The sequence below is a fragment of the Cellulomonas sp. KU4C genome (genome assembly GCF_056868065.1).
The window spans coordinates 272094-295020 of the sequence record NZ_CP200322.1 but is presented as its reverse complement, the minus strand read 5'-3'; the positions used below and the strand labels follow the sequence as shown (position 1 = coordinate 295020).

17 protein-coding genes, 1 tRNA gene and 1 pseudogene are annotated in these 22927 nt (G+C 75.8%); 12 read left to right on the top strand and 7 right to left on the bottom strand.

Translation table 11 applies throughout. From position 1 onward, the window contains the following. Positions 1-128 precede the first annotated feature (128 nt). Positions 129-1067 (top strand): ABC transporter ATP-binding protein, encoded by a 939-nt coding sequence (locus tag AC1VL8_RS01350; protein WP_389231292.1) that lies wholly within the window; start codon positions 129-131, stop codon positions 1065-1067. Further along, positions 1064-2056: pseudogene (locus tag AC1VL8_RS01345) on the top strand (ABC transporter permease); the annotation flags it as partial. The gene AC1VL8_RS01350 and the pseudogene AC1VL8_RS01345, both read left to right, overlap by 4 nt. A gap of 247 nt (positions 2057-2303) precedes the next feature. Here AC1VL8_RS01345 and AC1VL8_RS01340 read toward each other — a convergent pair. Together AC1VL8_RS01340 and AC1VL8_RS01335 are read right to left on the bottom strand one after the other, a co-directional pair. Next, positions 2304-2834 (bottom strand): MarR family winged helix-turn-helix transcriptional regulator, encoded by a 531-nt coding sequence (locus tag AC1VL8_RS01340; protein WP_389231286.1) that lies wholly within the window; start codon positions 2832-2834, stop codon positions 2304-2306. 10 nt (positions 2835-2844) lie between these two features. Continuing rightward, on the bottom strand, positions 2845-3522 hold the full coding sequence (locus AC1VL8_RS01335; RefSeq protein ID WP_483073821.1) for a TetR/AcrR family transcriptional regulator: 678 nt from the start codon (positions 3520-3522) through the stop codon (positions 2845-2847). 144 nt (positions 3523-3666) lie between these two features. On the opposite strand from AC1VL8_RS01335, the gene AC1VL8_RS01330 reads away from it, so the two are divergent. Together AC1VL8_RS01330 and lepB are read left to right on the top strand one after the other, a co-directional pair. Continuing rightward, positions 3667-3738: transfer RNA gene (locus AC1VL8_RS01330), tRNA-Gln, on the top strand. Positions 3739-3870: 132 nt separating this feature from the next. After that, a complete protein-coding gene (lepB, locus tag AC1VL8_RS01325; protein WP_483073820.1) occupies positions 3871-5478 on the top strand; it encodes a signal peptidase I in 1608 nt (535 codons plus the stop codon). Between the two features lie 43 nt (positions 5479-5521). Here lepB and AC1VL8_RS01320 read toward each other — a convergent pair whose 3' ends face one another. Next, positions 5522-5932 (bottom strand): VOC family protein, encoded by a 411-nt coding sequence (locus AC1VL8_RS01320; protein WP_483073819.1) that lies wholly within the window; start codon positions 5930-5932, stop codon positions 5522-5524. 198 nt (positions 5933-6130) lie between these two features. Between AC1VL8_RS01320 and glmU the strand changes: the two genes are divergently transcribed. The 8 genes from glmU (at position 6131) to AC1VL8_RS01280 (ending at position 16460) form a co-directional block, all read left to right on the top strand. Then, on the top strand, positions 6131-7786 hold the full coding sequence (glmU, locus tag AC1VL8_RS01315; RefSeq protein ID WP_483073818.1) for a bifunctional UDP-N-acetylglucosamine diphosphorylase/glucosamine-1-phosphate N-acetyltransferase GlmU: 1656 nt from the start codon (positions 6131-6133) through the stop codon (positions 7784-7786). Continuing rightward, entirely contained in the window at positions 7783-8766 is a 984-nt protein-coding gene (locus AC1VL8_RS01310) for a ribose-phosphate diphosphokinase (RefSeq protein ID WP_389231272.1), read from the top strand. Before glmU ends, AC1VL8_RS01310 begins: the two co-directional genes overlap by 4 nt. Before the next feature lie 330 nt (positions 8767-9096). After that, positions 9097-9693: a 50S ribosomal protein L25/general stress protein Ctc gene (locus AC1VL8_RS01305; RefSeq protein ID WP_389231269.1), complete on the top strand. Its 597-nt coding sequence runs from the start codon at positions 9097-9099 to the stop codon at positions 9691-9693. A 136-nt stretch (positions 9694-9829) separates the two neighbouring features. Continuing rightward, a complete protein-coding gene (pth, locus tag AC1VL8_RS01300; RefSeq protein ID WP_483073817.1) occupies positions 9830-10453 on the top strand; it encodes an aminoacyl-tRNA hydrolase in 624 nt (207 codons plus the stop codon). A 563-nt stretch (positions 10454-11016) separates the two neighbouring features. Continuing rightward, positions 11017-12255, top strand: a complete 1239-nt coding sequence (locus AC1VL8_RS01295) for a sugar transferase (protein WP_483073816.1) — start codon at positions 11017-11019, stop codon at positions 12253-12255. Further along, positions 12242-13447 (top strand): glycosyltransferase, encoded by a 1206-nt coding sequence (locus AC1VL8_RS01290; RefSeq protein WP_483073815.1) that lies wholly within the window; start codon positions 12242-12244, stop codon positions 13445-13447. The genes AC1VL8_RS01295 and AC1VL8_RS01290 overlap by 14 nt, the downstream gene beginning before the upstream one ends. Continuing rightward, positions 13444-15288, top strand: a complete 1845-nt coding sequence (locus AC1VL8_RS01285; RefSeq protein WP_483073814.1) for a Wzz/FepE/Etk N-terminal domain-containing protein — start codon at positions 13444-13446, stop codon at positions 15286-15288. The genes AC1VL8_RS01290 and AC1VL8_RS01285 overlap by 4 nt, the downstream gene beginning before the upstream one ends. After that, a complete protein-coding gene (locus AC1VL8_RS01280; protein WP_483073813.1) occupies positions 15285-16460 on the top strand; it encodes a glycosyltransferase in 1176 nt (391 codons plus the stop codon). Before AC1VL8_RS01285 ends, AC1VL8_RS01280 begins: the two co-directional genes overlap by 4 nt. A gap of 410 nt (positions 16461-16870) precedes the next feature. On the opposite strand, the gene AC1VL8_RS01275 is transcribed toward AC1VL8_RS01280, so the two are convergent. The 4 genes from AC1VL8_RS01275 to AC1VL8_RS01260 are packed head-to-tail and all read right to left on the bottom strand — an operon-like array spanning position 16871 to position 22903. Continuing rightward, complete coding sequence (locus AC1VL8_RS01275; RefSeq protein ID WP_483073812.1) at positions 16871-18064, bottom strand: glycosyltransferase; 1194 nt, start codon at positions 18062-18064, stop codon at positions 16871-16873. Further along, on the bottom strand, positions 18061-19131 hold the full coding sequence (locus AC1VL8_RS01270) for a glycosyltransferase family 4 protein (protein WP_483073811.1): 1071 nt from the start codon (positions 19129-19131) through the stop codon (positions 18061-18063). Before AC1VL8_RS01270 ends, AC1VL8_RS01275 begins: the two co-directional genes overlap by 4 nt. Beyond that, positions 19128-20693, bottom strand: coding sequence for an O-antigen ligase family protein (locus AC1VL8_RS01265; protein WP_389231245.1), 1566 nt, complete (start codon positions 20691-20693; stop codon positions 19128-19130). The genes AC1VL8_RS01270 and AC1VL8_RS01265 overlap by 4 nt, the downstream gene beginning before the upstream one ends. Beyond that, on the bottom strand, positions 20690-22903 hold the full coding sequence (locus AC1VL8_RS01260) for a glycosyltransferase (RefSeq protein ID WP_483073810.1): 2214 nt from the start codon (positions 22901-22903) through the stop codon (positions 20690-20692). Before AC1VL8_RS01260 ends, AC1VL8_RS01265 begins: the two co-directional genes overlap by 4 nt. Positions 22904-22927: the final 24 nt, after the last annotated feature.

Genomic DNA, 22927 nt, shown 5'->3' with positions numbered 1-22927 from the left:
CCTCGGGGCGGAGGCCCCCGGCCCGGCGAAGTTCCGTCCGGCGGCCGAGGTGCCGGTGGGGGCGGGGCTCCTAGCGTTGACCCCGTCGGACGGACCACCGCCGACGACGAGACGACACGGGAGACGACATGCTGCAGCTCGACGGCATCCACCGGTCCTTCGGGGACCGCCTGGTGCTGGACGACGTGGGCTTCTCGGTGGAGCGGGGCAAGCTCACCGGGTTCGTCGGCGGCAACGGCGCCGGCAAGACCACGACGATGCGCATCCTGCTCGGCGTGCTCACGCCGGACTCCGGGACGGTCACCATCGACGGCCGGCCCCTCGGCCACGACGAGCGCCGGGCGTTCGGCTACATGCCGGAGGAGCGCGGCCTCTACCCCAAGATGCACGTGCTCGACCAGATCACCTACCTCGCGCGGCTGCACGGCTACGACCGCCGCGCCGCCGCCGAGCGGGCCCGCGACATCCTCGAGCGCCTCGGCCTCGGCGAGCGCCTGACCAGCCCGGTCGACGACCTGTCCCTCGGCAACCAGCAGCGCGCGCAGATCGCCGCCGCGCTGGTGCACGAGCCCGAGGTGCTGATCCTCGACGAGCCGTTCTCCGGCCTCGACCCGATGGCTGTCGACGTCGTGCTGGGCGTCCTGTCCGAGCACGCCGCCCGCGGGGTGCCCGTGCTGTTCTCGTCCCACCAGCTCGACGTGGTGGAGCGGCTCTGCGACGACGTCGTCGTCATCGCCGGCGGGAAGATCCGCGCGGCGGGGGAGAAGGAGGCGCTGCGCCGGCGGTACGCCGAGCCCCGCTACGAGATCACCTCGTCCGGGGACATGGGCTGGCTGCGCACCGAGCCCGGCGTGCAGGTCGTCGAGTTCGACGGCGGCTACGCCCTGTTCGACGCCGACGAGGCCACCGCCCAGCGCGTGCTGCGCGCCGCCCTGGACGCCGCGCCCGTGCAGCAGTTCGCCCCGGTGCAGCCGCGGCTCGCGGAGATCTTCCGCGACATCGTCCGCGACGAGCAGCGCCACGACGAGGAGCCCGCCGCCGCGCGGACGAAGGAGACGGTCCGATGAGCACGCCCACCCCGCGCCCGCGCCCCGCCGCCCCCGGCGGCGTGCAGAGCACCCTCATGGTCGCCGAGCGCGAGATCATGACGCAGGCCCGCAGCAAGTCGTTCCTCATCTCGACGGCCGTGCTCCTGGTCCTCGTCCTCGCCGGCATCGTGCTGACCTCCGTGCTGGGCGACCGGCTCCGCGGCGGCGACACCAAGGTCGCCGTCGTCCCCGCCACCGCGTCGGTGATCGCCGACGTCGACGGGCTCGAGGCGGTCGAGGCCGCCGACGCCGACGCCGCCCGCGCCCTCGTCGAGTCCGAGGAGGTCACCGCCGCGGTCCTGCCCGACGACGACGCGGACAACCCGCTCGGCGTCGTGGTCGTCGGCCTCGACTCCGCCCCCGACGGCGTGCTGCAGGCGCTCGCGGTGACCCCGCCCGTCGAGCTGCTCGACGACACCGGCACCTCCGCCGGCCTGCGCTACATCGTGTCGTTCGTGTTCGGCATCGCGTTCTTCATGGCCGCGATGACGTTCGGCAGCACCATCGCCCAGAACACGGTGCAGGAGAAGCAGTCCCGCATCGTCGAGATCCTGCTGTCCACGGTGTCCCCGCGGGCGCTGCTCGGCGGCAAGATCCTCGGCAACACGGTGCTCGCCGTCGGCCAGATCGCGGCCATCGCCGCGGTCGCCGTCATCGGCCTCGTGGTCACCGGCCAGGACGACCTGCTGGGCCTCGTGGGGGCGCCGGTGGCCTGGTTCGTGCTGTTCTTCCTCGTCGGGTTCGTGCTGCTGGCGGCGCTGTTCGCCTCCGCCGCGTCGCTGGTCTCCCGCGTCGAGGACACCGGCCCGGTGCTGACCCCGGTGATGATGCTCGTGATGATCCCGTACTTCGGCGTCATCTTCTTCAACGACAACAGCCTGGTGCTGACGATCATGTCGTACGTGCCGTTCAGCGCCCCGGTCGGGATGCCGGTGCGGCTGTTCCTCGGCGAGGCGTCCTGGTGGGAGCCGCTGGTGTCCCTGGTGATCCTCGGCGCGACCGCCGTCGGCGTCACCGCGATCGGCGCGCGCATCTACTCCCGCTCGGTGCTGCGCACCGGCCGCCGCGTCAAGCTTCTCCGAGGCCCTGGCCAAGGCGGCCTGACCCCCGCACCACGCACCCACGCCCACTCCGCGCCCACCGCGCTGACGAGAGGTCACGACACGCTGCCCGGACCCGCTCCGGTCCCGCGTGTCGTGACCTCTCGTCGTCGGGTCAGGGGGTGTCGAAGGGGGCGACGAGGGTGCGCAGGAGGTCCGCCAGGCGGGTGCGGTCCGGGGCGGGCAGGGACCCGAGCAGGGCGCGCTCGACGTCCAGCAGCGTCGACATCGCCGCGTCCACGCGCGACCGGCCCTCCTCGGTGAGGCTGACCAGCACGCCGCGTCGGTCGTCCGGCGACGGCAGCCGCTCCACGAGCGCCCGGGACGCCAGCCGGTCGATGCGGTTCGTCATCGTCCCGCTGGTCACCAGCGTCTGGGTGAGCAGCGCCCCCGGCGACATCCGGTAGGGCGCGCCCGCGCGGCGCAGCGCCGACAGCACGTCGAACTCCCACGGCTCCAGCCCGTGCCGCGCGAACGCCTGCCGCCGCGCGAGGTCCAGGTGCCGCGACAACCGGGTCACCCGGGACAGCACCGACAGCGGCGCGACGTCCAGGTCCGGGCGCTCCCGGGCCCACGCCTCGACGATCCGGTCGACCTCGTCCCGGGCCGGCGACGCGGTCGGGCGCGGGGGGACGGCGGCGGACATGCGGGCGAGGCTACTCGACGCCCGGGGCCGGCTCCCCGGCCGGGCCGCCGACCGCCTCCGTGTCGGTCCGCGCCGCGCGGCGCTTCGTCGGCGGCGCCGTCGTCAGCCGGGGGCGGCGCTCCATGCCGGACAGCCCGTTCCACGCCAGGTTCACCAGGGCCGCCGCGACGTCCGCCTTCCTCGGGCTGCGGGCGTCCAGCCAGTGCTGGCCGGTGAGCGCGACCATGCCGACCAGCATCTGCGCGTAGATCGGCGCGGTGCGGGGGTCGAGGTGCTGCTTCTTGAACTGCTCGGCCAGCAGGTGCTCGACCTGGGTGGCGACGTCGCCGATCAGGCTGGAGAACGTGCCCGTGGCCTGCGCGACCGGCGAGTCGCGGACCAGGATCCGGAACCCGTCCTCGGAGTCCTCGATGTACCCGAGCAGCGCCAGCGCCGAGCGCTCGACCATGACCTTCGGGTGCCCGCCCTCGTCCAGCGCGCCGGACAGGGCGCTGGTCAGCGCCTGGATCTCCCGGTCGACGACGACCGCGTAGATGCCCTCCTTGCCGCCGAAGTGCTCGTACACGACCGGCTTGGACACCTCCGCCCGGGACGCGATCTCCTCGACGGACGTCTGCTCGAAGCCCTTCTCGGCGAACAGCCGGCGGCTCACGTCCAGCAGCTGCTCGCGGCGCTGGTGGGCCGTCATGCGGGCTCGCGTCGTGCGCGGCGCGCGGCGGGGCTCGGGACTCATCGGGCCATCCTCTCAGGCGCGGCGTCGGAGCAGGGGGCGACGGCGGGTCGGCGCCTGGCAGACTGGCTCACCGACGCGGTCCGGTGCGCCGGGACGCGGTCCGCCCTGGTGTAACGGCAGCACACAGGCCTTTGGTGCCTTGAGGTCCGGGTTCGAATCCTGGGGGCGGAGCCGGTGACGCCGGCCGTGGGCGCGACCGACCGGAGGACCACCCCGACCGCCGTCCCGTGGTCGGACCCGGCCGCCGCGGGGTCCGGCCCTGGTCGGACGACGGGCGCCGCCGCCCCGCGGTGTGCTGGACGCATGGACCCCGACCGCCCCCACCCCCGCCCGCTGTCCGCGCCCGCCCGTGCCCTCCTCGGTGCCCTCGGGGTGCTGGTCGTCGCGGGCGCCGTCCTCCTCGTGCCGCAGGTGCGCGCGGCGGTCGGCGTGCCGCCCTCGGGCCTACCGGGTCTCCCTGCTGCCTCCGGGACGCCGGCCACCGACGCGTCCCCTGCCACGGGGCTGCACCCCGACCTCGCGGACCGGTTCAACGCGGCGCAGGCCGCGGCGGCCGCCGACGGCGTCGACCTGCGCCTCGTGTCGGGGTGGCGCTCCGCGCAGGAGCAGCAGCGGCTCGTCGAGGAGGCGCTGGCGCGGTACGGCGACCCCGCGGAGGCGCACCGCTGGGTGCTGCCCCCGGAGCAGTCGGCGCACGTGCAGGGGCTCGCCGTCGACGTGGGGTCGGCCGACGGGATCGCGTGGCTCCAGGAGCACGGGCTCGAGCACGGCCTGTGCCGGACCTACGCGAACGAGGCGTGGCACTTCGAGATGCTCCCCGACGGCGCCGCGCCTGCCCCGTCCCGCTCCCCGACGCGTCCTGGGCCTGGTGAGGCCGGCTCAGCCCACGAACACGCAGAACGGGTGCCCGTCGGGGTCGGCCTACCTCCGTGCATCACCGAGCAGTCCTGCACCGCACTACTCAGTCGGGTTCCCATCACGGACCCGTGGGCGGTCCACGACCACGCAGTGACACCGCTCGACCACTCACCGGAGTCGTCGTCGCGCGGCTGCGGGCCTGCGCGTCAGAGTCGTCGCTCTAGCGTGGCCGGGTGCTCGACCGAGCACGCCCTGTGGCACGCCCGGGGCCCGCCCTCAGTCCCGGAAGGCTCCCGCGTGGCACTCAGGTCTCCGATCCGACGATCACGAGCGGGCTCGTCCGTCGTGCCGGGCGAAGGGCAGTCGGACGCCCGGCGCGGGCCCCGGGGGAACGGCGTTGCGTTCGTACGGGAGGTCGCCGTCATCCTGATCAGCGCTCTCATGATGTCGCTGGTCGTGAAGACGTTCCTCGCCCAGGCGTTCTTCATCCCGAGCGCGTCCATGCGGGACACGCTGCGCGAGGGTGACCGGGTGCTCGTGAACAAGCTCGTGCCCGGGCTGGTCGACCTCCGACGCGGCGATGTCGTCGTCTTCTCCGACCCAGGAGGCTGGTTGCCCGACGGGGAGGCGGCGCCGACGAACGCTGTGCAGGCGGCGCTGGTCGCGCTCGGGTTGCTGCCACAGCCGTCGGAGGACCACCTCATCAAGCGCGTGATCGCGCTGCCCGGCGACCGCGTGGTGTCCTCGGGACGCGGGGACCCGCTCACCGTGAACGGCGTCGGGATCGACGAGTCGTCGTACACGGCACCGGGATCGAGCCCCAGCAGCGTCGCGTTCGACGTGGTGGTTCCCGAGGGTTCTCTGTGGGTGATGGGGGACAACCGTCAGCAGTCCTCCGACTCGACGTACCACCTCCTCGATGCCGGGGGTGGGGCGATCCCCGTCGACACCGTGGTGGGCAGGGCGTTCCTGACGGTCTGGCCCGCGGACCGGCTCGGCGTGCTCGACCGGCACGCCGACGTGTACGCGGACGTGCCGGAGGCGCAGAGATGACGAGTCGAGCCGTGAGGCCCACGAGCGGCGGTGGGTGATCTGCTCAGCCCACGAACACGCAGAACGGGTGCCCGTCGGGGTCGGCGTAGACGTACAGCGGCTCATCGGGGTCGTCGCGCCGGTCGAGCAGCAGCCGGGCGCCGAGGCCCAGCACCCAGGGGTGCACGGCGTCGAGGGTCGCGGCGTCCGGGACCGTCATGTCGAGGTGCAGCTGCTGCGGCACGGTCGGGTCGGGCCAGGTCGGCGGCGTGATCTGCGGCACCTTCTGGAACGCCAGCGGCCAGCGCCCGTCGCCGTGCAGCACGAGCCAGTCGTCGCCGTCGGGGTCGGTCACGTCGTCGCCGTCCCGGTACCGCAGGCCCAGCAGCTCGCGGTAGAACTCGGCCAGCCGCCGCGGGTCCGTGGTGTCGAGCACCGTCTGGACCAGCCGGGGCCGTGCGGGGGTCGTCGTCACGTCGTCCTCCTCGCGGTGTCGCGGGGCGCGGTCGACCGGCCCCGTCGTCGTCGCCATCGTCACCCCGGACCTCGCCCCCGGCGACCCGGACCGCGACGAGCGGGGCCCGCGCGGCGGTAGAGTGCCGGAGCACGACGTCCCCGCCCTGTCCGCCCCACGGGCGCACCGGGCAGACCTCTTCCGAGGGAGCACCCCCAGGTGACCACCCCCCGACCCGCTGCGGTCATCGTCCTCGCCGCAGGCGAGGGCACCCGGATGCGATCGGCCACACCCAAGGTCCTGCACACCCTCGCGGGCCGCTCCATGCTCGGCCACGCGCTGGCCGCCGCGCAGGCGCTGGACCCGCGACGCACCGCCGTCGTCGTCCGGCACGAGCGCGAGCAGGTGGCGGCGCACGCCCGCGAGCTGCTGCCGCAGGTCCTGGTCGCGGACCAGGACGACGTCCCGGGCACCGGCCGCGCCGTGCAGTGCGCGCTGAACGTGCTGGACGCCGCCGCGCAGGCCGAGGCCGCCTCCGCGGACGACGGCCAGGGTGACGCGGGCTCCGCCGCGGGCGTCCTCGTCGAGGGCCCGGTCGTGGTCCTCGCGGGCGACATCCCGCTGCTGGACGGCGAGACGCTCGGCGAGCTGCTCGCGGCGCACGCCGCCGACGGCAACGCCGTGACCGTCCTGACCACCGAGGTCGCGGAGCCGACCGGCTACGGCCGGATCCTGCGCGCGACCGAGGGTCCGGAGGCGGGCGACGTGCTCGGCATCGTGGAGGAGAAGGACGCGACCGACGCCCAGCGCGCGATCGCCGAGATCAACTCCTCCGTCTACGTGTTCGACGCCGCCGTGCTCCGGGGGGCGTTCGGCCGCCTGGGCCGGGACAACGCGCAGGGCGAGGTCTACCTGACCGACGTGCTGGCGATCGCCCGCGGCGACGGCGGCCGGGTGCGCGCGCTGCGCACCGACGACCCCGTGCTGGTCGAGGGCGTCAACGACCGCGCGCAGCTCGCGGTCCTGCGCGCGGAGCTGAACCGCCGCGTGCTGGACGGCTGGATGCGCGCCGGCGTCACGGTCGTCGACCCCGCGACCACGTGGGTCGACGTCGAGGTCGAGCTCGCGCAGGACGTCACGCTGCTGCCCGGCACGCAGCTGCTCGGGGCCACCGCGGTGGCGAGCGGCGCGACCGTCGGCCCCGACACCACGCTCCAGGACGTCGAGGTCCACGAGGGCGCGACGGTGATCCGCACGCACGGCTCGCTGGCCGTGATCGGCGCGGGCGCCACGGTCGGCCCGTTCGCCTACCTGCGCCCCGGCACCGTCCTGGGCGAGCGCGGCAAGATCGGCACGTTCGTCGAGACGAAGAACGCGGAGATCGGCGCCGGCTCGAAGGTCCCGCACCTGTCCTACGTGGGCGACGCGACCATCGGCGAGGAGACGAACATCGGCGCGGCCAGCGTGTTCGTCAACTACGACGGCGTCCGCAAGCACCGCACGACCATCGGCTCGTACGCCCGCACCGGCTCGGACAACATGTTCGTCGCCCCGGTCGTCGTGGGCGACGGCGCGTACACCGGCGCGGGCTCCGTGATCCGGCACGACGTCCCCGCGGGTGCCCTGGCGGTCAGCGCCGGCGCCCAGCGGAACATCGAGGGCTGGGTCGCCCGGTCCCGCCCGGGGACGCCGGCCGCCGAGGCCGCCGCGCGCGCTCGCGACGAGCACGCCGACCTGTCCCCGCAGGCCCGCGCCGAGCGCGAGCGCGCCGGGCAGGCCGCGGGCACCGGCGCACCGAAGCCGCCACCGGACCTGCCGGACCACCCGGCACCGCTGCCCGACGCCCAGCCCAGCACGGAGGACACCGCACGATGACCGGGATCGTCTCGCAGGACGGTGAGAAGCGCCTCGTCCTCGTCTCGGGCCGCGCGCACCCCGAGCTCGCCGCCGCCGTGGCCAAGAGCCTCGACATCGACCTGCTGCCCACCACGGCCTACGACTTCGCCAACGGCGAGATCTACGTGCGGTTCGCGGAGTCCGTGCGCGGTGCGGACGTCTTCGTGCTGCAGAGCCACGCGGCGCCGATCAACCAGTGGCTGATGGAGCAGTTCCTCATGGTGGACGCGCTCAAGCGCGCCTCCGCGAAGACCATCACCGTGATCGCCCCGTTCTACGGCTACGCCCGCCAGGACAAGAAGCACCGCGGTCGCGAGCCGATCTCGGCCCGCCTGATGGCGGACCTGTTCAAGACGGCCGGCGCCGACCGCCTGATGAGCGTGGACCTGCACGCCGCGCAGATCCAGGGCTTCTTCGACGGCCCGGTCGACCACCTGTGGGCGATGCCGATCCTCACGGACTACGTGCGGACCCGCGTCGACGTGCAGAACGTCACCGTCGTGTCGCCCGACGCCGGCCGCATCCGCGTGGCCGAGCTGTGGGCGCAGAAGCTCGGCGGCGGCCCCCTGGCGTTCGTGCACAAGTCGCGCGACATCCGCCAGCCGAACAAGACCGTCGCGAACCGCGTCGTCGGTGACGTCGAGGGCCGCACCTGCGTGCTCGTCGACGACCTGATCGACACCGCGGGGACGATCACCGGCGCCGTGCGCGTGCTGCACGAGGCCGGCGCGAAGGACGTCATCGTGGCGGCGACGCACGGCGTGCTGTCCGACCCCGCGACGGACCGGCTGCAGCAGTGCGGGGCCCGCGAGGTCATCGTCACGGACACGCTGCCGATCCCCGAGGAGCACCGGTTCGAGAAGCTGACGGTGCTGTCGATCGCGCCGCTGATCGCCCGCGCGATCCGCGAGGTGTTCGACGACGGCTCGGTGACCAGCCTGTTCGACGGCCAGTCCTGACCGGACCCCGCGCTCCCCGCGCGTCGCCGCGCCGAGACAGGGCCTCCGGGTCGAGGTAGGGCGGTCTGCGGACCTGACTCGGCGGGACGGTCCTATCTCGGCGAGGGTGGGCAGGAGAAGGCGCGGGCGCGGGGGGCGGTTTCGCGCGCGGGCGTGGCGCCGCTATCATGGGGAAGTTGCCTCGGCGAGGGATGTCGGACGGCCACCGGAGAAGCTCCGGCGGACGCTCACGCTCCGTGATCGACAGGGTGGAACGCCTCCGCGTGCCCGTCCAGCGCCCCGCGTCGAGGCCACCACCGTCGCCACCGCCCTCACACCTGGGAGTCACCCGTGTCCGAGATCCAGCTCGCCGCCACCGCCCGCACCGAGTTCGGCAAGGGCGCCGCGCGCCGCCTGCGCCGCGCGCACCAGATCCCCGCCGTCCTGTACGGGCACGGCACCGACCCGGTCCACGTCGCCCTCCCGGGCCACGAGACCATGCTGGCCCTCAAGGGCGCCTCGAACGCGCTGTTCGAGATCCAGGTCGACGGCAAGCCGGTCCTGGCCCTGGCCAAGGACGTCCAGAAGGACCCGGTCAAGAACGTCATCGAGCACCTCGACCTGCTCATCGTGAACCGCGGCGAGAAGGTCTCCGTCGAGGTCCCCGTCGTCGTCGTGGGCGAGTCGGCCCCCGGCACGATCCACATCGTCGAGATCCAGACGCTGTCCCTCGAGGCCGAGGCGACGCACCTGCCGCAGAACGTCGAGGTCTCCATCGAGGGTCTCGAGGCCGGCACCGCGATCACCGCCGGTGAGATCACCCTGCCGTCCGGCTCCGTGCTGGAGGGCGACGCCGAGCAGGTCATCGTCACCGTCACGGTCCCGAGCGTCTCCGCCGAGGACCGCGCCGCCGACGAGGCCGAGGCCGAGGCCGCCGCCGCGGAGTGATCCGACAGGCGCGTCCCGCGGGCGCGCCGACCCTGCTGGGACGCCCGGTACCGTGCGACGGTGCCGGGCGTCCTGCTTCCCGGACGGACGACCGGTCCGCCCGTGACGGCGGTCCGACGAGAGGAGCTGCGCCGCGATGAGCGAGGGGCGCTGGTTGGTGGTCGGCCTGGGGAACCCGGGCCCGCAGTACGTGGGGAACCGGCACAACGTCGGGCAGATGGTGCTGGACGAGCTGGCCCGGCGTGCGGGTGCGTCGTTCTCGGCGAAGGGCGGCGGCGTGCTGTCCCGGCGCCCGCAGGCGGCGACCGCCGAGGTGCGGATCGGCACCGGCCCGGGCGGGGTGCCGGGGCCGCGCGGGGTGCTCGCGAAGCCGTCGACGTACATGAACACGTCGGGCGGTCCGGTCGCGGCGCTCGCGCGGTACTACGACGTCCCGGCGGAGCGCGTCGTGATGGTGCACGACGAGCTGGACATCCCGTTCGGGGAGATCCGGCTGAAGCTCGGCGGCGGTGAGGGCGGGCACAACGGCCTGCGCGACACGACCAAGGCGCTCGGCACCAAGGACTACCTGCGGGTCCGGGTCGGCGTCGGGCGGCCCCCGGGCCGGATGGACGCGGCCGACTTCGTGCTGCGGGACTTCGCCAAGCCGGAGCAGAAGGACCTGCCCTGGCTGCTCGACGCTGCCGCCGACGCGGTCGAGCTGCTGGTCACCGAGGGCCTGGAGAGGGCCCAGCTGCGGTTCCACACCCGCACGCCCTGACGCGCCCCGCGCCAGCCCCACCGAGGTCGCCCCTGCCGGCCGAGGTCGCCCCGTCCAGGGGGCGACCTCGGCCCGTGGGGGCGACCTCGTCGCGTGTCCGGCGGCGCTCCCGCACGTCAGCGTGACCCGGCTCCGCCATATGGGTGTGAAAGGGGTGAAAACGGACAGATGGGGCGGACTAGGACAAACCCGCTGATATAGCCTCAACTCACACCAACGAGGCCGCCCAGGGGGACCCAGCATGAGCCTGCTCGACGATCACGACGTGTCGCGCTCCACCGAGCGCACCGTCGCGGCCGCGGCGGAGTCCCCGGCGGAGCACGAGAGTGCCGAACGCCGCCGGTCCGCCCGCGGTCCGCGGCTGTCCTGGGCCTCCGACCGGCCGTTCTACGAGCCCCGCGGCACCGCGGCTCCCTCCGGCTGGCGCAGCCAGCACACCGCCTACCAGGTGGAGACGCTCGCCCGGGACATCGTCCTGGCGACCAGCATCCCGACGCTCCTGCTGTTCCTCCTGCACGGCGTCTCGCTGCTCCAGCTTCTCCTGGGGGCTGCTCATCGGCCTGGTGTTCGTCGCGTTCATCGCGGTCGAGCGCGGCTACGACCGCCAGGTGATCGGCGACGGGCACCTCGAGTTCGAGGCCGTGATCCGCGGCGGCGTGCTCACCGCCGCCGCCCTCGCGGTGTTCGCGGTCGGCGCCGACGTCGACGTGCCGCGCACCATCGTGTTCCTGGCGCTGCCGCTGGTGGTGCTCGTGCTGATCGTCGCGCGGCACCTCGCCCGGCGCGCCCTGCACCGCCGCCGCGCCGCGGGGGAGTCCATGCGCCGGACGCTCGTCGTCGGCGACGCGTCCTCGATCACCCACGTGGTCGACGACCTCAGCGGGCTGCCGCAGCACGGGTACCACATCGCCGGAGTCTGCGTGCCGTCGTTCGACGGGGCACTGCCCCCGATCGGCGTGCCGGTGCTCGGCACCGTCTCGGACGTCGTGCAGGTCGCCGTCGACGGGGAGTTCGACGTCGTCATCGTCACCGGCTCCGAGCTGTCCGGCCAGGCGCTGCGCCGGCTGTCCTGGGCGCTGCAGCGCACCCGCACCGAGCTGGTCGTCGCCCCCGGCATCGTCGAGGTCTTCGGGCCGCGCGTCACGCTGGAGCCCACCGCCGGGCTGTCGCTCATCCACGTCAACGCGGCCGAGTCGCGCCGCTCGCGGATCGTGATGAAGGAGGCGTTCGACAAGACGTTCGCCCTCGGCGCGCTGCTGCTGCTCGCCCCGGTGCTCGCCGGGATCGCCCTCGCCGTGAAGCTCACCAGCCCCGGGCCGGTGCTGTTCCGCCAGACGCGGGTCGGCAAGGAGGGCGAGGAGTTCTCCATGCTGAAGTTCCGGTCGATGGTCGTCGACGCCGAGGAGCGGCTCGCCGCCCTGCGCGCCGCGAACCAGGCCGACGGCCCGCTGTTCAAGATGGACCGCGACCCCCGGATCACGCGCATCGGGCACGTCCTGCGCAAGCACTCCCTGGACGAGCTGCCGCAGCTCATCAACGTGCTGCGCGGCGACATGGCGCTCGTCGGCCCGCGCCCGCCGCTGCCGTTCGAGGTCGCCCAGTACCGGGAGTCCGCCCGCCGCCGCCTGCTCGTGAAGCCGGGCCTGACGGGGCTGTGGCAGATCAGCGGCCGCGCGGACCTCGCGTGGGAGGAGGCCGTGAAGCTCGACCTCCGGTACGTCGAGAACTGGTCGATCGCGTTCGACCTGATGATCCTGTGGCGGACGGTGCACGTGGTCGTGAGCGGGCATGGCGGTCGCTGACGGGGTCGCGCTGGCGCACGACTACGCCACGCAGCGGGGCGGCGCCGAGCGCGTCGCCCTGGTGATGGCCGACGCGTTCCCCGGCGCCCCCCTCTACACGACGCTCTACGACCCCGCGGGCACGTTCCCGGAGTTCGGGCCGCTCGACGTCCGGACCAGCCCGCTCGACCGGGTCGGGCTGCTGCGCCGGCACCACCGGCTCGCGCTGCCCCTGCTCGCGCCCGCCGTGCGGGCCACCCCGATCGACGCCGAGGTCGTCCTCGCGTCGTCGACCGGCTGGGCGCACGGGTTCCCGACCACCGGCCGCAAGGTCGTGTACTGCCACGCCCCGGCCCGCTGGCTCTACCAGACCGACCGGTACCTCGGCCCGGCCCGCGCCGGCTCCGGCTCCCGCGCGGGAGACGCCCAGCGGTGGGTCGCGGCGCGCGCCCTCGGGCTGCTGGCCCCGGGCCTGCGCCGCTGGGACCGCCGTGCCGCCGCGACGGCCGACCGGTACCTCGCCAACTCGACCGTCACGGCGCGCGCGATCCGGGAGGTCTACGGCATCGAGGCGGAGATCCTGCCCCCGCCGCCCGCCATGCTCCCGGCGGGCGAGGAGACCGCGGTCGAGGGCGTCGAGCCGGGCTTCCTGCTCTGCGTCGCCCGGCTGCTGCCCTACAAGAACGTGGACGTCGTCGTCGAGGCCGTCCGCCGCACCCCCGGCGCCCGGCTGGTCGTCGTCGGCGACGGCCCGGAGCGCGCCGCGCTCGAGCACCTCGTCCGGGACCTGCCCCGGGTCCGCCTGGTCGGCCGGGTCGACGACGCGCGCCTGCGCTGGCTCTACCGGAACAGCGCCGCCCTCGTCGCCGCGTCCTACGAGGACTACGGCCTGTCCCCGCTGGAGGCCGCTGCCTTCGGCCGCCCGTCCGTCGTGCTGCGCGACGGCGGGTACCTCGACACCGTCCGCGACGGCGTCACCGGGGAGTTCTTCGACGCCCCCGAGCCCGACCTGGTGGCCGAGGCCGCCGGGCGCGCGCTGGCCCGCCCCTGGGACCCCCGGGTGCTGACCGACCACGCCCACGACTTCGCCGCGGAGCGGTTCGTCGCCCGGCTGCACACGATCGCGCGCGAGGAGCGCGCGGTCGCCCGTGGAGCCGCCGGCGGCGACGCCCCCCGGCCCGAGCCCGTCCCTTCCGAAAGGCGCCCCCGATGACCCTGCAGGAGATGTTCCGGACCATCTGGTTCGGCAAGTGGCTGGTCGTGGTGTCCGTGCTCGCGGCGCTGGGCGGCGCGTACCTGTACGCCTCCGGCCAGGAGCCCGAGTACGCCAGCGAGACCGTCGTGCAGCTCGTGGACGCCGAGACCCTCGGCGCCGCGGGCGTCCGGCTCGAGAGCGACCCGAGCCTCGTCACCGGCGACGCCGTGACCGAGGCCGCCGCCGACGACCTGGGCGACGCCGACCTGGCCGGGCAGCTGGCCGGGCGCACGTCCGCCGAGTACGCCACGGACAGCCCGACCAACGTCGTCATCACCGAGACGGGCCTGGACCCGCAGGACGTCGTCGACCACGCGAACGCCGTCGCGACCGCCTACGTGGCCGCCCTGCAGGCGCAGTTCGACGACGACCTCGCCTCGATGCAGGAGCGCCTGGACACCCTCGCGACCAGCATCGACGGCCAGCAGAAGGCCATCACCGAGGCGCGGCGGGCCGCCGCCGCCGCGTCCGTCGCCGCGAACCCGAACGCCCAGGTCGACCCCGTCGACGGTCTGCTCGAGGCGCAGTACTCGACCACGATGGACCAGTACCAGACGCTGTCGGGCCAGCTCACCCAGGCCCAGCTGCTCGCGTCGCCGGCCACCATCCTGCAGAACGCCGTGCACGCGTCGCTGATCAGCGTCCCCGCGACCCTGGTCTACGCGGTCGCGCTGCTCGCCGGCCTGCTCGTCGGCATCGGCCTCGCGGTGCTGCGTCGCGGCCTGGACACCAAGGTCCGCACCGCCGGGGCCGCCCGCCGCAGCGCCGGCGCCCCCGTGCTCGCCCGGCTGACCGGCACCGCCGCGGCGCTGCGGTCCTCCGAGGCCGAGGGCACCCTGCCCGTCGCCCGCCGCGAGGCCACCGCGTACACCCGGTCGATCCGGGAGCTGCGCACCGCGCTCCAGGCCGCGGTCGAGAACGACTCCGGCAGCGCCGTGATCGTCGTGACCGCCGCCGACGTCGAGACCCCGCGGTCGTTCGTCGCCGCCAACCTCGCCGCGTCGTGGGCGCTGTCCGGGCGGTCCGTGGTCGTGCTCTCCGGAGACCTGCGCCAGCCCCGGCTGAACGCCCTGCTGCCCGCGTCGGCCGACGCGCCGGTGCGGACCGGCCGCGGCTCCGGCCGGCAGCGCACCGCCGCCGTGCCCACCGCGATCCCGCACCTGTCGGTGCACCCGGCCCTGCAGACCGAGCTCGACCCCGCCGACTTCCTCGCCAGCGACGAGGTCCGCGCCCTGATCGAGCAGCTGCGCGCCACCGCGGACGTCGTCATCATCGACGCGCCGCCGATGCTGGTCGCCGCCGACGCGACGATCCTCGGGTCCTACGCCGACGGCGTGCTGCTCGCCGTCACCGTCGGGCACACCCCGATGGGCGCGGTCGAGGAGTCCGCCGAGCGGCTCCGCGCCGCGAACGCCGCGCTGCTGGGGCTGTCGCTCGACGGCGTCACCGAGCGTCGCCAGGTCACCTACGAGGCGACGTACGCGTACGCCGGCGCCGACGAGCTGGAGCCGGACGCGGCCGCCGACGCCCCGGCAGGGGACGCGGGCCGGGACGGCGAGACCGGGACGACCGCCGACGCCGCGGCGGACGGCACGGCGACCGCCGACGGGCCCGCCGGGGACGCGCAGGCCGAGCCGGTCGCCGCGGGGGCCGAGGCCGACGACGCGCCCGAGGCGTCCGGCACCGAGGACCGCGCGACCGACGGGGACGAGGACGCCGACACCCCCGACGACGCGGACGAGCAGGACGCCGAGCGCACCGCGAAGGGCCGCGCGCCGGTCGCCGTCGAGTCCGCGTGACCCGTCCGGTGCGCGTGGTCGTCCTCGACCACACCGCGCAGCCCGGGGGCGCGGAGCTCGCGCTGCTGCGGACCTGCGCTGCGCTGGACCCCGCGCGGGTCGAGGTCACCGTGGTGCTGTTCGCCGACGGGCCGCTGGCCGACCGGCTCCGGCAGGTCGGCGTGGCGGTGCGGGTCCTGCCGCTGGACGCGCGCATCGCGTCGACCGACCGGGCCGCCGCGGGGCGGTCCGTCGTCGGGGCCGTGCGGTCGGTGGCGGCGACGGTGCCGTTCGTCGTCCGGCTCGCGAGGCTGCTGCGGTCGATCGGGCCCGACGTCGTGCACACCACGTCGCTCAAGGCGGACCTGATCGGGCTGCCCGCGGCCGCGCTCGCGCGCATCCCGCTGGTCTGGCACGTGCACGACCGGATCGCCGAGGACTACCTGCCGGCGCCGGTCGCGCGGGTGCTGCGGGTGCTCGCCCGCCGGGGCCCGCGGCACGTCGTGGTCAACTCCCGCGCGACCGCCCGCACGCTGCTGCCGCTGCCGCGCGGCTGGACGCTCGCGTACCCCGGCCTGGCGCCGGAGCAGGTCGCCGCCGACCCCGACGCGCGCCCGGTGCCGCCGACGCCCGTCGTCGGGCTCGTCGGGCGGATCAGCCCGACCAAGGGGCAGCTGGTGCTCGTCGAGGCCGCCGCGCTGCTCGCCGACCGGTTCCCCGACGCGCGGTTCCGGATCGTGGGCGCCGCGCTGTTCACCGAGCAGGCGTACGCGGACGCGGTCGTCGCCCGGGTCGCCGCGCTGGGTCTGACCGACCGGGTGGAGCTCACCGGCTTCGCCGACGACCCGGCCGCCGCGGTGGACGCCCTGTCCGTGCTCGTGCACGCGTCGCCGGTCCCGGAGCCGTTCGGGCAGGTCGTGGTCGAGGGGATGGCCCGCGGCGTGCCCGTCGTCGCGACGTCCGGCGGCGGGGTCGACGAGATCGCGACCGCCCCCGACGGCACGGCGCGCTGCCTGCTGGTGCCCCCGGACGACCCCGCGGCGCTCGCCGAGGCGATCGCGCGCGTCCTGGCCGAGCCCGCGGAGTCCGCCGCCCGCGCCCGCCGCGCCTGGGTCGACGTCCGCCGCGAGTACGCGATCGCCACCACCGCCGCCCGCCTCACGGCGGTCTGGCGCGCCACCGCCCGCCGCTGACCCACCCCCCGCCCCTGACGTCGAGAGGTCACGACACGCTGGTCTCGAGGCCCTGCGGCCAGCGTGTCGTGACCTCTCGTCGCGCGGACGCGGAGGTGGAGGTGGTGCGGGGAGGGTGCGCAGGAGGGTGCGGGAGTGCGGGGCCCGCCGCCGCGCGCCGCTCACCCACCCCTCCCGCTCACCCCTCCCGCTCACCCACCCCGCGCACCCCCCCGCGCCGTGACCGGTGTCGAGAGGTCACGACACGCTGGTCTCGGAGCCCTGCGGCTAGCGTGTCGTGACCTCTCGTCGCGCTCGGGAGCGCAGGGAGCGGGGTGCGCGGGTGCGTGGGAGCGGGTGCGGGGGGGGGGGGGGGGGGGGGGGGGCAGCGGGGCGGGGCGGTGGAGCGCGGGGCGGTCGCGCGGTGCGGGTCAGCGGGTGGCGCGGACGCGGGCGAGGACCGCGGCCATCTCCTGGACGCGGTCCGACCAGCGGGGGACGTCCGCCGGGGCGGGGCCGACGCCCGCGGGGCGGGGTTCGGCGAGGACGCGGACGACGGCGTCGGCGAGGTTCTGGGCCGAGGCGGTGGTGACGCGGTCGGCGGGCTGGTCGCGGAAGCCGGCGACCGGCGTGGACACGACGGGGCGGCCGACGGCCAGGTACTCGTAGAGCTTGATCGGGTCGAGCGAGTCGGTGAACTCGTCGACCACGTGCGGCACGACCAGCGCGCCGGCGTGCTGGAGGTAGCCGGGCACGAGCGCGGCGGGGCGCGCGCCGAGCAGCAGGGCGCCGGCGGCCTCGAGGCGGGTGACGTCGAGGGCGTCCAGCAGCGGCGGGCCGACGAGCACCAGCCGGGCGCCGGTGGCCCGCAGGTGCGTCGCGAGCCGCAGGCAGGCGTCGACGTCGAGACGGTCGGGGTGCAGGGTGCCGACGTAGACGGCGTAGTCCTCGTCGGGCAGGTCCGCGGGGCGCGGCACGGGTGTCCGGTAGGCGTCGACGTCGACCGCGTTCGTGAGCAGCGTGACCGGCCGAGCGGCGCCCTTGGTGCGCGCGAGCGTCGGGGAGCAGACGACCACCTCGGCGCAGCGCTCGACGAGCACCTGCTCGGCGGCGCGGACGCGCTCGTGCTCGGCGGGCTCGCGGACGGCCTGGAGCCAGTCGTCGGTGACGTCGTACAGCGCCCGCCACCCGGTCGCCCGGAGCACCGCGGCGCCGTCGGGGTCGTTGACCCACAGCACCGGGTCGGCCATGCCGAGCCGCCGGGCGACCCGGGCCACGCCGCGGGCGCGCCGGTCGTCGCCGGTGGGGTCGAGCCGCCGGGGCAGCCACTTGGTGGGGCGGTACGCCCACGCGCGGCCCTCGGGGGCGCCGTCGTCGGGGCCGAGCCGGCGCAGCCGTCGCCCGAGGGTGGGCGACGCGCCGCGCCGCAGGTCGTGCAGGTGGTCGACGGGCGGCTCGACGAACAGCACGCGCAGCGACGGGTCGGTGGCGAGCAGCCCGGCGACCAGGTGCTGGTTGCGGCGCCACACCTCGTCCCAGGGCTCGAGCGACAGCACGACGAGGTCGCGCCGCAGGTCGTCGTCGCGCCCGGACGTCGGGGCCGTCTCGCGGGTCACGGCGCTCATCGCGGCACCACGTCGGCCGCGGGGGCGGCGGGGGCCAGCGGGGCGCCGAGCGCCGCGGCGTACACGGCGGCGATCCCGTCGGCGTGGGTGTCGAGGTCGAACCGGTGGGCCTGCACCGCGCGCAGCTCCTCGCCGTACGCGGCGCGGCGCTCGGGGTCGCGGGCCAGCGCGGCGAGGGCGGCCCCGGCGGCGGCGACGTCGTCCGGCGGCACGAGCACGGCTCCGTCGGCGGCCCCGACCGTCTCGCTGTGCCCGCCGCCGCGGCCGGCGACCACGGGGGTGCCGTGCGCCATCGCCTCGACGACGGACAGGCCGTAGGGCTCGTCGCCGCGGGGTGCGAAGAAGATCGACGCCGAGGACAGCAGCGCGTCCATGTCGGAGCGGGCGCCGAGGAACCGGGTCGCGTGCGCGACACCCAGCTCGGCGGCGAGGGCCTCCAGCTCGGCGGCCAGCGCGCCGGTGCCGGCCAGGTGCAGCTCCCACCCGGCGTCCGCGAGCCCGGAGGCGGCCCACATCCGCAGCGCGACGTCGGTGCGCTTCTCGGCCTCGAGCCGCTGGGCCATCAGCACGACCGGGCGGCGCGGCGTCCCGACGCCGGACTCGGTCGCGCGCGGCACGGTCGGCACACCGGGGTGCACGACGGTCGACGCGCCCTCGACGCGGCCTGCGACGAACGCGCTGATCGCGACCTGCGCGGCGAGCCGCGGGGAGATGTACCGCCCGACCGCCCGGCCGACGACGGACGACCCGCGCCGGTCGGCGAAGTGCCGGGTCGCGACCACGGGCGCGCGTGCGGCGGTCACCGCGGCGAGCTCCGCTGCGGTCATGTGCGCGTGCACGAGGCGGGTGTCGAGCCGGCGCAGCGCGGCGGCGGCCCGCAGCGGGGTGGGCGCTGCGGCCCAGCGGACGCCGGACCCGGCGAGCTCGGCGGGCATCCGGTCGGCGCTGCCGCCGAGCACGTGCACGCGCAGGCCGTGGGCGTCCTGGGTGCGGGCGAGGGTGGTGACGTAGCGCTCCACGCCGGCGAAGGCGTCGGTGCAGACCACGTGGACGACGTCGAGGGTCACGCGGGCTCCTTGTGGCCGATCGGCAGGGGGGCGCGTCGCCGGCGCAGCCGCTCGGGCAGCAGGTGGCGGGCGCGCCGGGCGCGGCGGCCGGCGGGGCTGTCGGCGGGGCCGGGGTCCCGCCGGGTGACCGGGGCGGGCGCGACCGCGCGGGGCAGCCCGTCCTCGTCGGCCCCGGAGCGGCGCGCGTGGGCCTGGGCGCCGAGGCAGATGCCCGCGACGACGAACGGGATGGACACCTGGGCGGCCACCCAGAACAGGTCGAACTGCCCCTGCACGAACCGCATCAGCACCATGACGAACGCGAGCGTGCCGAACCGCGCGTCGACCCGCCAGAGCACGACGAGCACCGCGAGGAACATCACCAGGAAGCCGACCAGGCCGACGATGCCGCCGGAGGACAGCATCTCGAACTCGGCGTTCGGGGGCTGGAAGCTCTCGGCGAACCGGTCCGTGTACCACCAGCGCAGGCCGGCGCCGAACCACGGGTACTGCTCCCAGATCTGGATGGACTGCGCGAACCAGGTGAGGCGCTGGTAGGCGGAGTTGTACTGGTCGCCGGACTCGAGCTGGTCCTGGACCAGCGAGCCGACGATGACGGCCGCGCCGGCGATGGCCACGAGGACGACCTTGGAGCGGTGCCGGTGCGGGTCGGGCCGCAGCGCGACCACGGCGATCGCGACGGCGAGGCCGATCAGCGCCTGCCGGGACTGGGCGGCGAGGATGCCGACCAGGAACAGCCCGAACAGGGCGAGGCAGACCAGGTCGTTCCACCGCAGCCAGCGCGGGCGGGTGTAGACGATGATCGCGGCGAACGCGAGGACGCAGCCGATGTAGTTCTTGTGCATCAGCAGCGGCTCGTTCAGGTACACCGGCCCGGTGTTGCCCTGGGACAGGTTCACCGCGAGCTGGGCGAGGGTGAACAGCGCCACCACGACCGCGCCGGCGACGAACAGCCCGAGGGCGATCCGTGCGTGCCCCGCGGCGCCGATGGCCCAGCCGACGAGCAGCGCGCCGCCGACGAGCAGCCACGAGTGGAACCACTCGACGACGTTGGCGGCGTACGGGTTCGCGATCACGGTGAACAGGACGGTGGCCTGGTAGAACGCCGACGCCCACAGCACGTTGCGCATTGCGGGGGTCATCGGCCGCCGGGCGAACAGCAGCGCCGGCCAGAACCCCGCGAACAGCACGAAGTCCGACAGCGACAGCGCGCCGCCGACCCGGTTCACCAGCAGCAGCAGCGGCATCCCGAGGACGGGCAGCGCCAGCGGCTCGCGCATGGTCAGGCCGATGACCAGCACGCCGAGGCCGACGCCGAGCGTCAGGTAGGGGTTGACGGAGGTGACGAGTGCGAGCACCACGCCGACCGCGAGCAGCCCGCCGCCGAGCAGCACCCGGGTGCGGGTGGATCCACCCGGGACGCGCTCCAGCACGCCGGGGCCGACGGCCAGCCGGTGCGGGCCGACGCCGGGGGCCAGGTCGGCGGTCGCGGGGGCGCCCGGGCCGGTGGGGGTGGCCGGGTCGGCGGGGGCGCTCGGGTCGGCCGGGGTGGTGGTGGTCATGCCGCGGCCTCCCGCCGGTCGGGTCCGGTCGAGCCGTCGGGTCCGGTCGAGCCGTCGGGTCGGACCGGGCGGCCGGGCGCGGTCGCACGGTCCGCGGCGGCGTGGGCCGCCCGGGGCCGGCGCGGGTCGCCGAGGGCGGCCTCCGCGCGCAGCGGGCCGCGCAGGTACAGGGCGAGCCGCAGCCGGGCGCTGCGCCCGCGGTCGCCGGGCAGCGCGGCGCGCGGGACGCTGCCGAGCAGCACCGCGGCGCGGGCCGACGCCCAGCCGGCGGCGCCGTGGTGGGCGCGGAAGTACCGCTCCTGACCGGCGTGGAAGTACGTCTCGCGGCGCACCGGGTCGCTGCTGGTGCCGCCGCCGACGTGCCGGGCGAGCACGTGGTCGGCGACCGCGGACCGCCAGCCGGCGTCGAGGGCGCGGCGCTGCCAGTCGGTCTCCTCGGAGTAGAGGAAGTAGTCCTCGTCGAACCCGCCGACCGCGGCCAGCGCCTCGGCGCGCAGCAGCAGCACCGAGCCGATGACGAAGCCGTCCGGAGACGTCGGCAGCCCGAGGCCGACGGCCTGCCGCCACGCGCCCGCGGGCGTCGGGAACGGCCAGCGCACCCGCGCGAGCTCGCCGTCCTCGTCGACCTGCTCGGGTCCGATCGCGCCGACGTCCGGCTGCTCGTGCAGCCGGGCGTGCAGGGCGCGCACCGCGGGGACGGTCACGCGGGCGTCGGGGTTGAGCAGCAGCACGTCGGCGCCGGGGCGCTGCCGGTCGCGCAGCGCGACGTTCACCGCGGACCCGAAGCCGAGGTTGGCGCCGGGGTCGAGGTAGCGGGCGCCGGCGTCGAGGGCCACGCGCCGCACCTCGTCGTCGCCGGAGTTGTCGACCACGGTGACGGCGAACGTGCCCGCCACGGGCTCGAGCGCGCGGGCGAGCAGCCCGGGCGCCCCGTACGCGACGACGACGACCTCGGGGTCCTGCCCCGCCGCCGTCCCCGCCGGGGCAGCCGCCGCCGAGGTCGCACCATCCGCGCCGAGGTCGCCCTCTGCGAGCGGCGACCTCGGCCGGGACCCCCGACCTCGCGTGCCGTCGGCGGCGCGGGGCCTCGGGCTGGCGGCGACCACCGCGCGGTACATCGCCTCGTACCGCTCCGCGATGGCCGGCCAGGTGTACTCGGCGGCCCGGCGCAGGCCGTCGGCGCGCATCCGCGCGGCCCGGGCGGGGTCGTCCAGGACGACGGCGAGCGCCCGGGCCAGCGCGGCGGCGTCGCCGGGGGGCACGAGGGTGCCGGCGCCGCCGACGACGTCGCGCAGCGCGCCGGAGTCGGAGGCGACCACGGGCACGCCGGCGGCCATCGCCTCGACGGCGACGCGGCCGAACTGCTCGAGCCAGCCGGGGGTCGGCACGGACGGGACCGCGAGGACGTCGAGCGACCGGTAGAACGCGTCGAGCTCGGCGCCGGTGAGGTGGCCGTGGAACGTCACGCGGCCGGCGAGCGCGGGGTCCGCGGCGCGGCGGCGGAGCGCGTCCTCGTGCGGGCCGGCGCCGGCGATCGCGACGTGCAGCCGCGGGTCGGCCTCGGCGGCGTCGAGCAGCACGTCGAGCCCCTTGTGCGGGTGCAGGAGGCGGCCGACGTAGCCGGTGCGCGCGGGGGCGGCCGCACCGACTACGCCGGCGTCCGGAGGGGTCCCGTCGGCGGGACCCGGCTGGGCGGCGGTCTCGACGCCGAGCCCGATGACGTGCGCGGGGGCGGTGAGCCCCTTGGCGCGCAGCACGTCGCCGGCCTCGGCGTTGCAGACGCTGACCGCCCCGGCGCCGCGCAGCGCCCGGCGCTCCCACCACCGGAACGGCGGCGGGTAGCGCTTGGCGATGTTCTGCGCGGAGTACAGGACGTAGGGGGTGCGGACCCGGCGCAGGGCGCGCAGCAGCAGGATCTCGGCGGTGGCGAGCGCCGCGGGCTCCTCGTGCAGGTCGAGGACGTCCCACGGCTCGCCGAGCGCGCGCCAGATCGGCCGCGGGTCGTAGAGGAACACGTTCGGGTGCCGGCCGACGGTCCGGACGCCGACGACGTCCTCGCCGGGCTGCGGCTCCAGGTCGACGTCACGGCCGCCCTCCTCCCAGGTGCGGGCGGAGAGCGTGCGGACCGTCAGGCCGCGGTCGCGCAGGGCGAGCTCGCGACCGCGCCACGCCGTGACGACGGCGCTGTGGGAGATCCGCAGGACACGCATGGGGACCATCGTGCCGTGCACCGT

What these genes read in the sequence shown, in the direction of transcription:
- AC1VL8_RS01350 (WP_389231292.1), top strand. Translation starts at nt 129, where the DNA reads ATGCTGCAGCTCGACGGCATCCACCGGTCCTTCGGGGACCGCCTGGTG.
- AC1VL8_RS01340 (WP_389231286.1), bottom strand. Translation starts at nt 2,834, where the DNA reads ATGTCCGCCGCCGTCCCCCCGCGCCCGACCGCGTCGCCGGCCCGGGAC.
- AC1VL8_RS01335 (WP_483073821.1), bottom strand. Translation starts at nt 3,522, where the DNA reads ATGACGGCCCACCAGCGCCGCGAGCAGCTGCTGGACGTGAGCCGCCGG.
- lepB (WP_483073820.1), top strand. Translation starts at nt 3,871, where the DNA reads ATGGACCCCGACCGCCCCCACCCCCGCCCGCTGTCCGCGCCCGCCCGT.
- AC1VL8_RS01310 (WP_389231272.1), top strand. Translation starts at nt 7,783, where the DNA reads ATGACCGGGATCGTCTCGCAGGACGGTGAGAAGCGCCTCGTCCTCGTC.
- pth (WP_483073817.1), top strand. Translation starts at nt 9,830, where the DNA reads ATGAGCGAGGGGCGCTGGTTGGTGGTCGGCCTGGGGAACCCGGGCCCG.
- AC1VL8_RS01290 (WP_483073815.1), top strand. Translation starts at nt 12,242, where the DNA reads ATGGCGGTCGCTGACGGGGTCGCGCTGGCGCACGACTACGCCACGCAG.
- AC1VL8_RS01285 (WP_483073814.1), top strand. Translation starts at nt 13,444, where the DNA reads ATGACCCTGCAGGAGATGTTCCGGACCATCTGGTTCGGCAAGTGGCTG.
- AC1VL8_RS01275 (WP_483073812.1), bottom strand. Translation starts at nt 18,064, where the DNA reads ATGAGCGCCGTGACCCGCGAGACGGCCCCGACGTCCGGGCGCGACGAC.
- AC1VL8_RS01265 (WP_389231245.1), bottom strand. Translation starts at nt 20,693, where the DNA reads ATGACCACCACCACCCCGGCCGACCCGAGCGCCCCCGCCGACCCGGCC.
- AC1VL8_RS01260 (WP_483073810.1), bottom strand. Translation starts at nt 22,903, where the DNA reads ATGCGTGTCCTGCGGATCTCCCACAGCGCCGTCGTCACGGCGTGGCGC.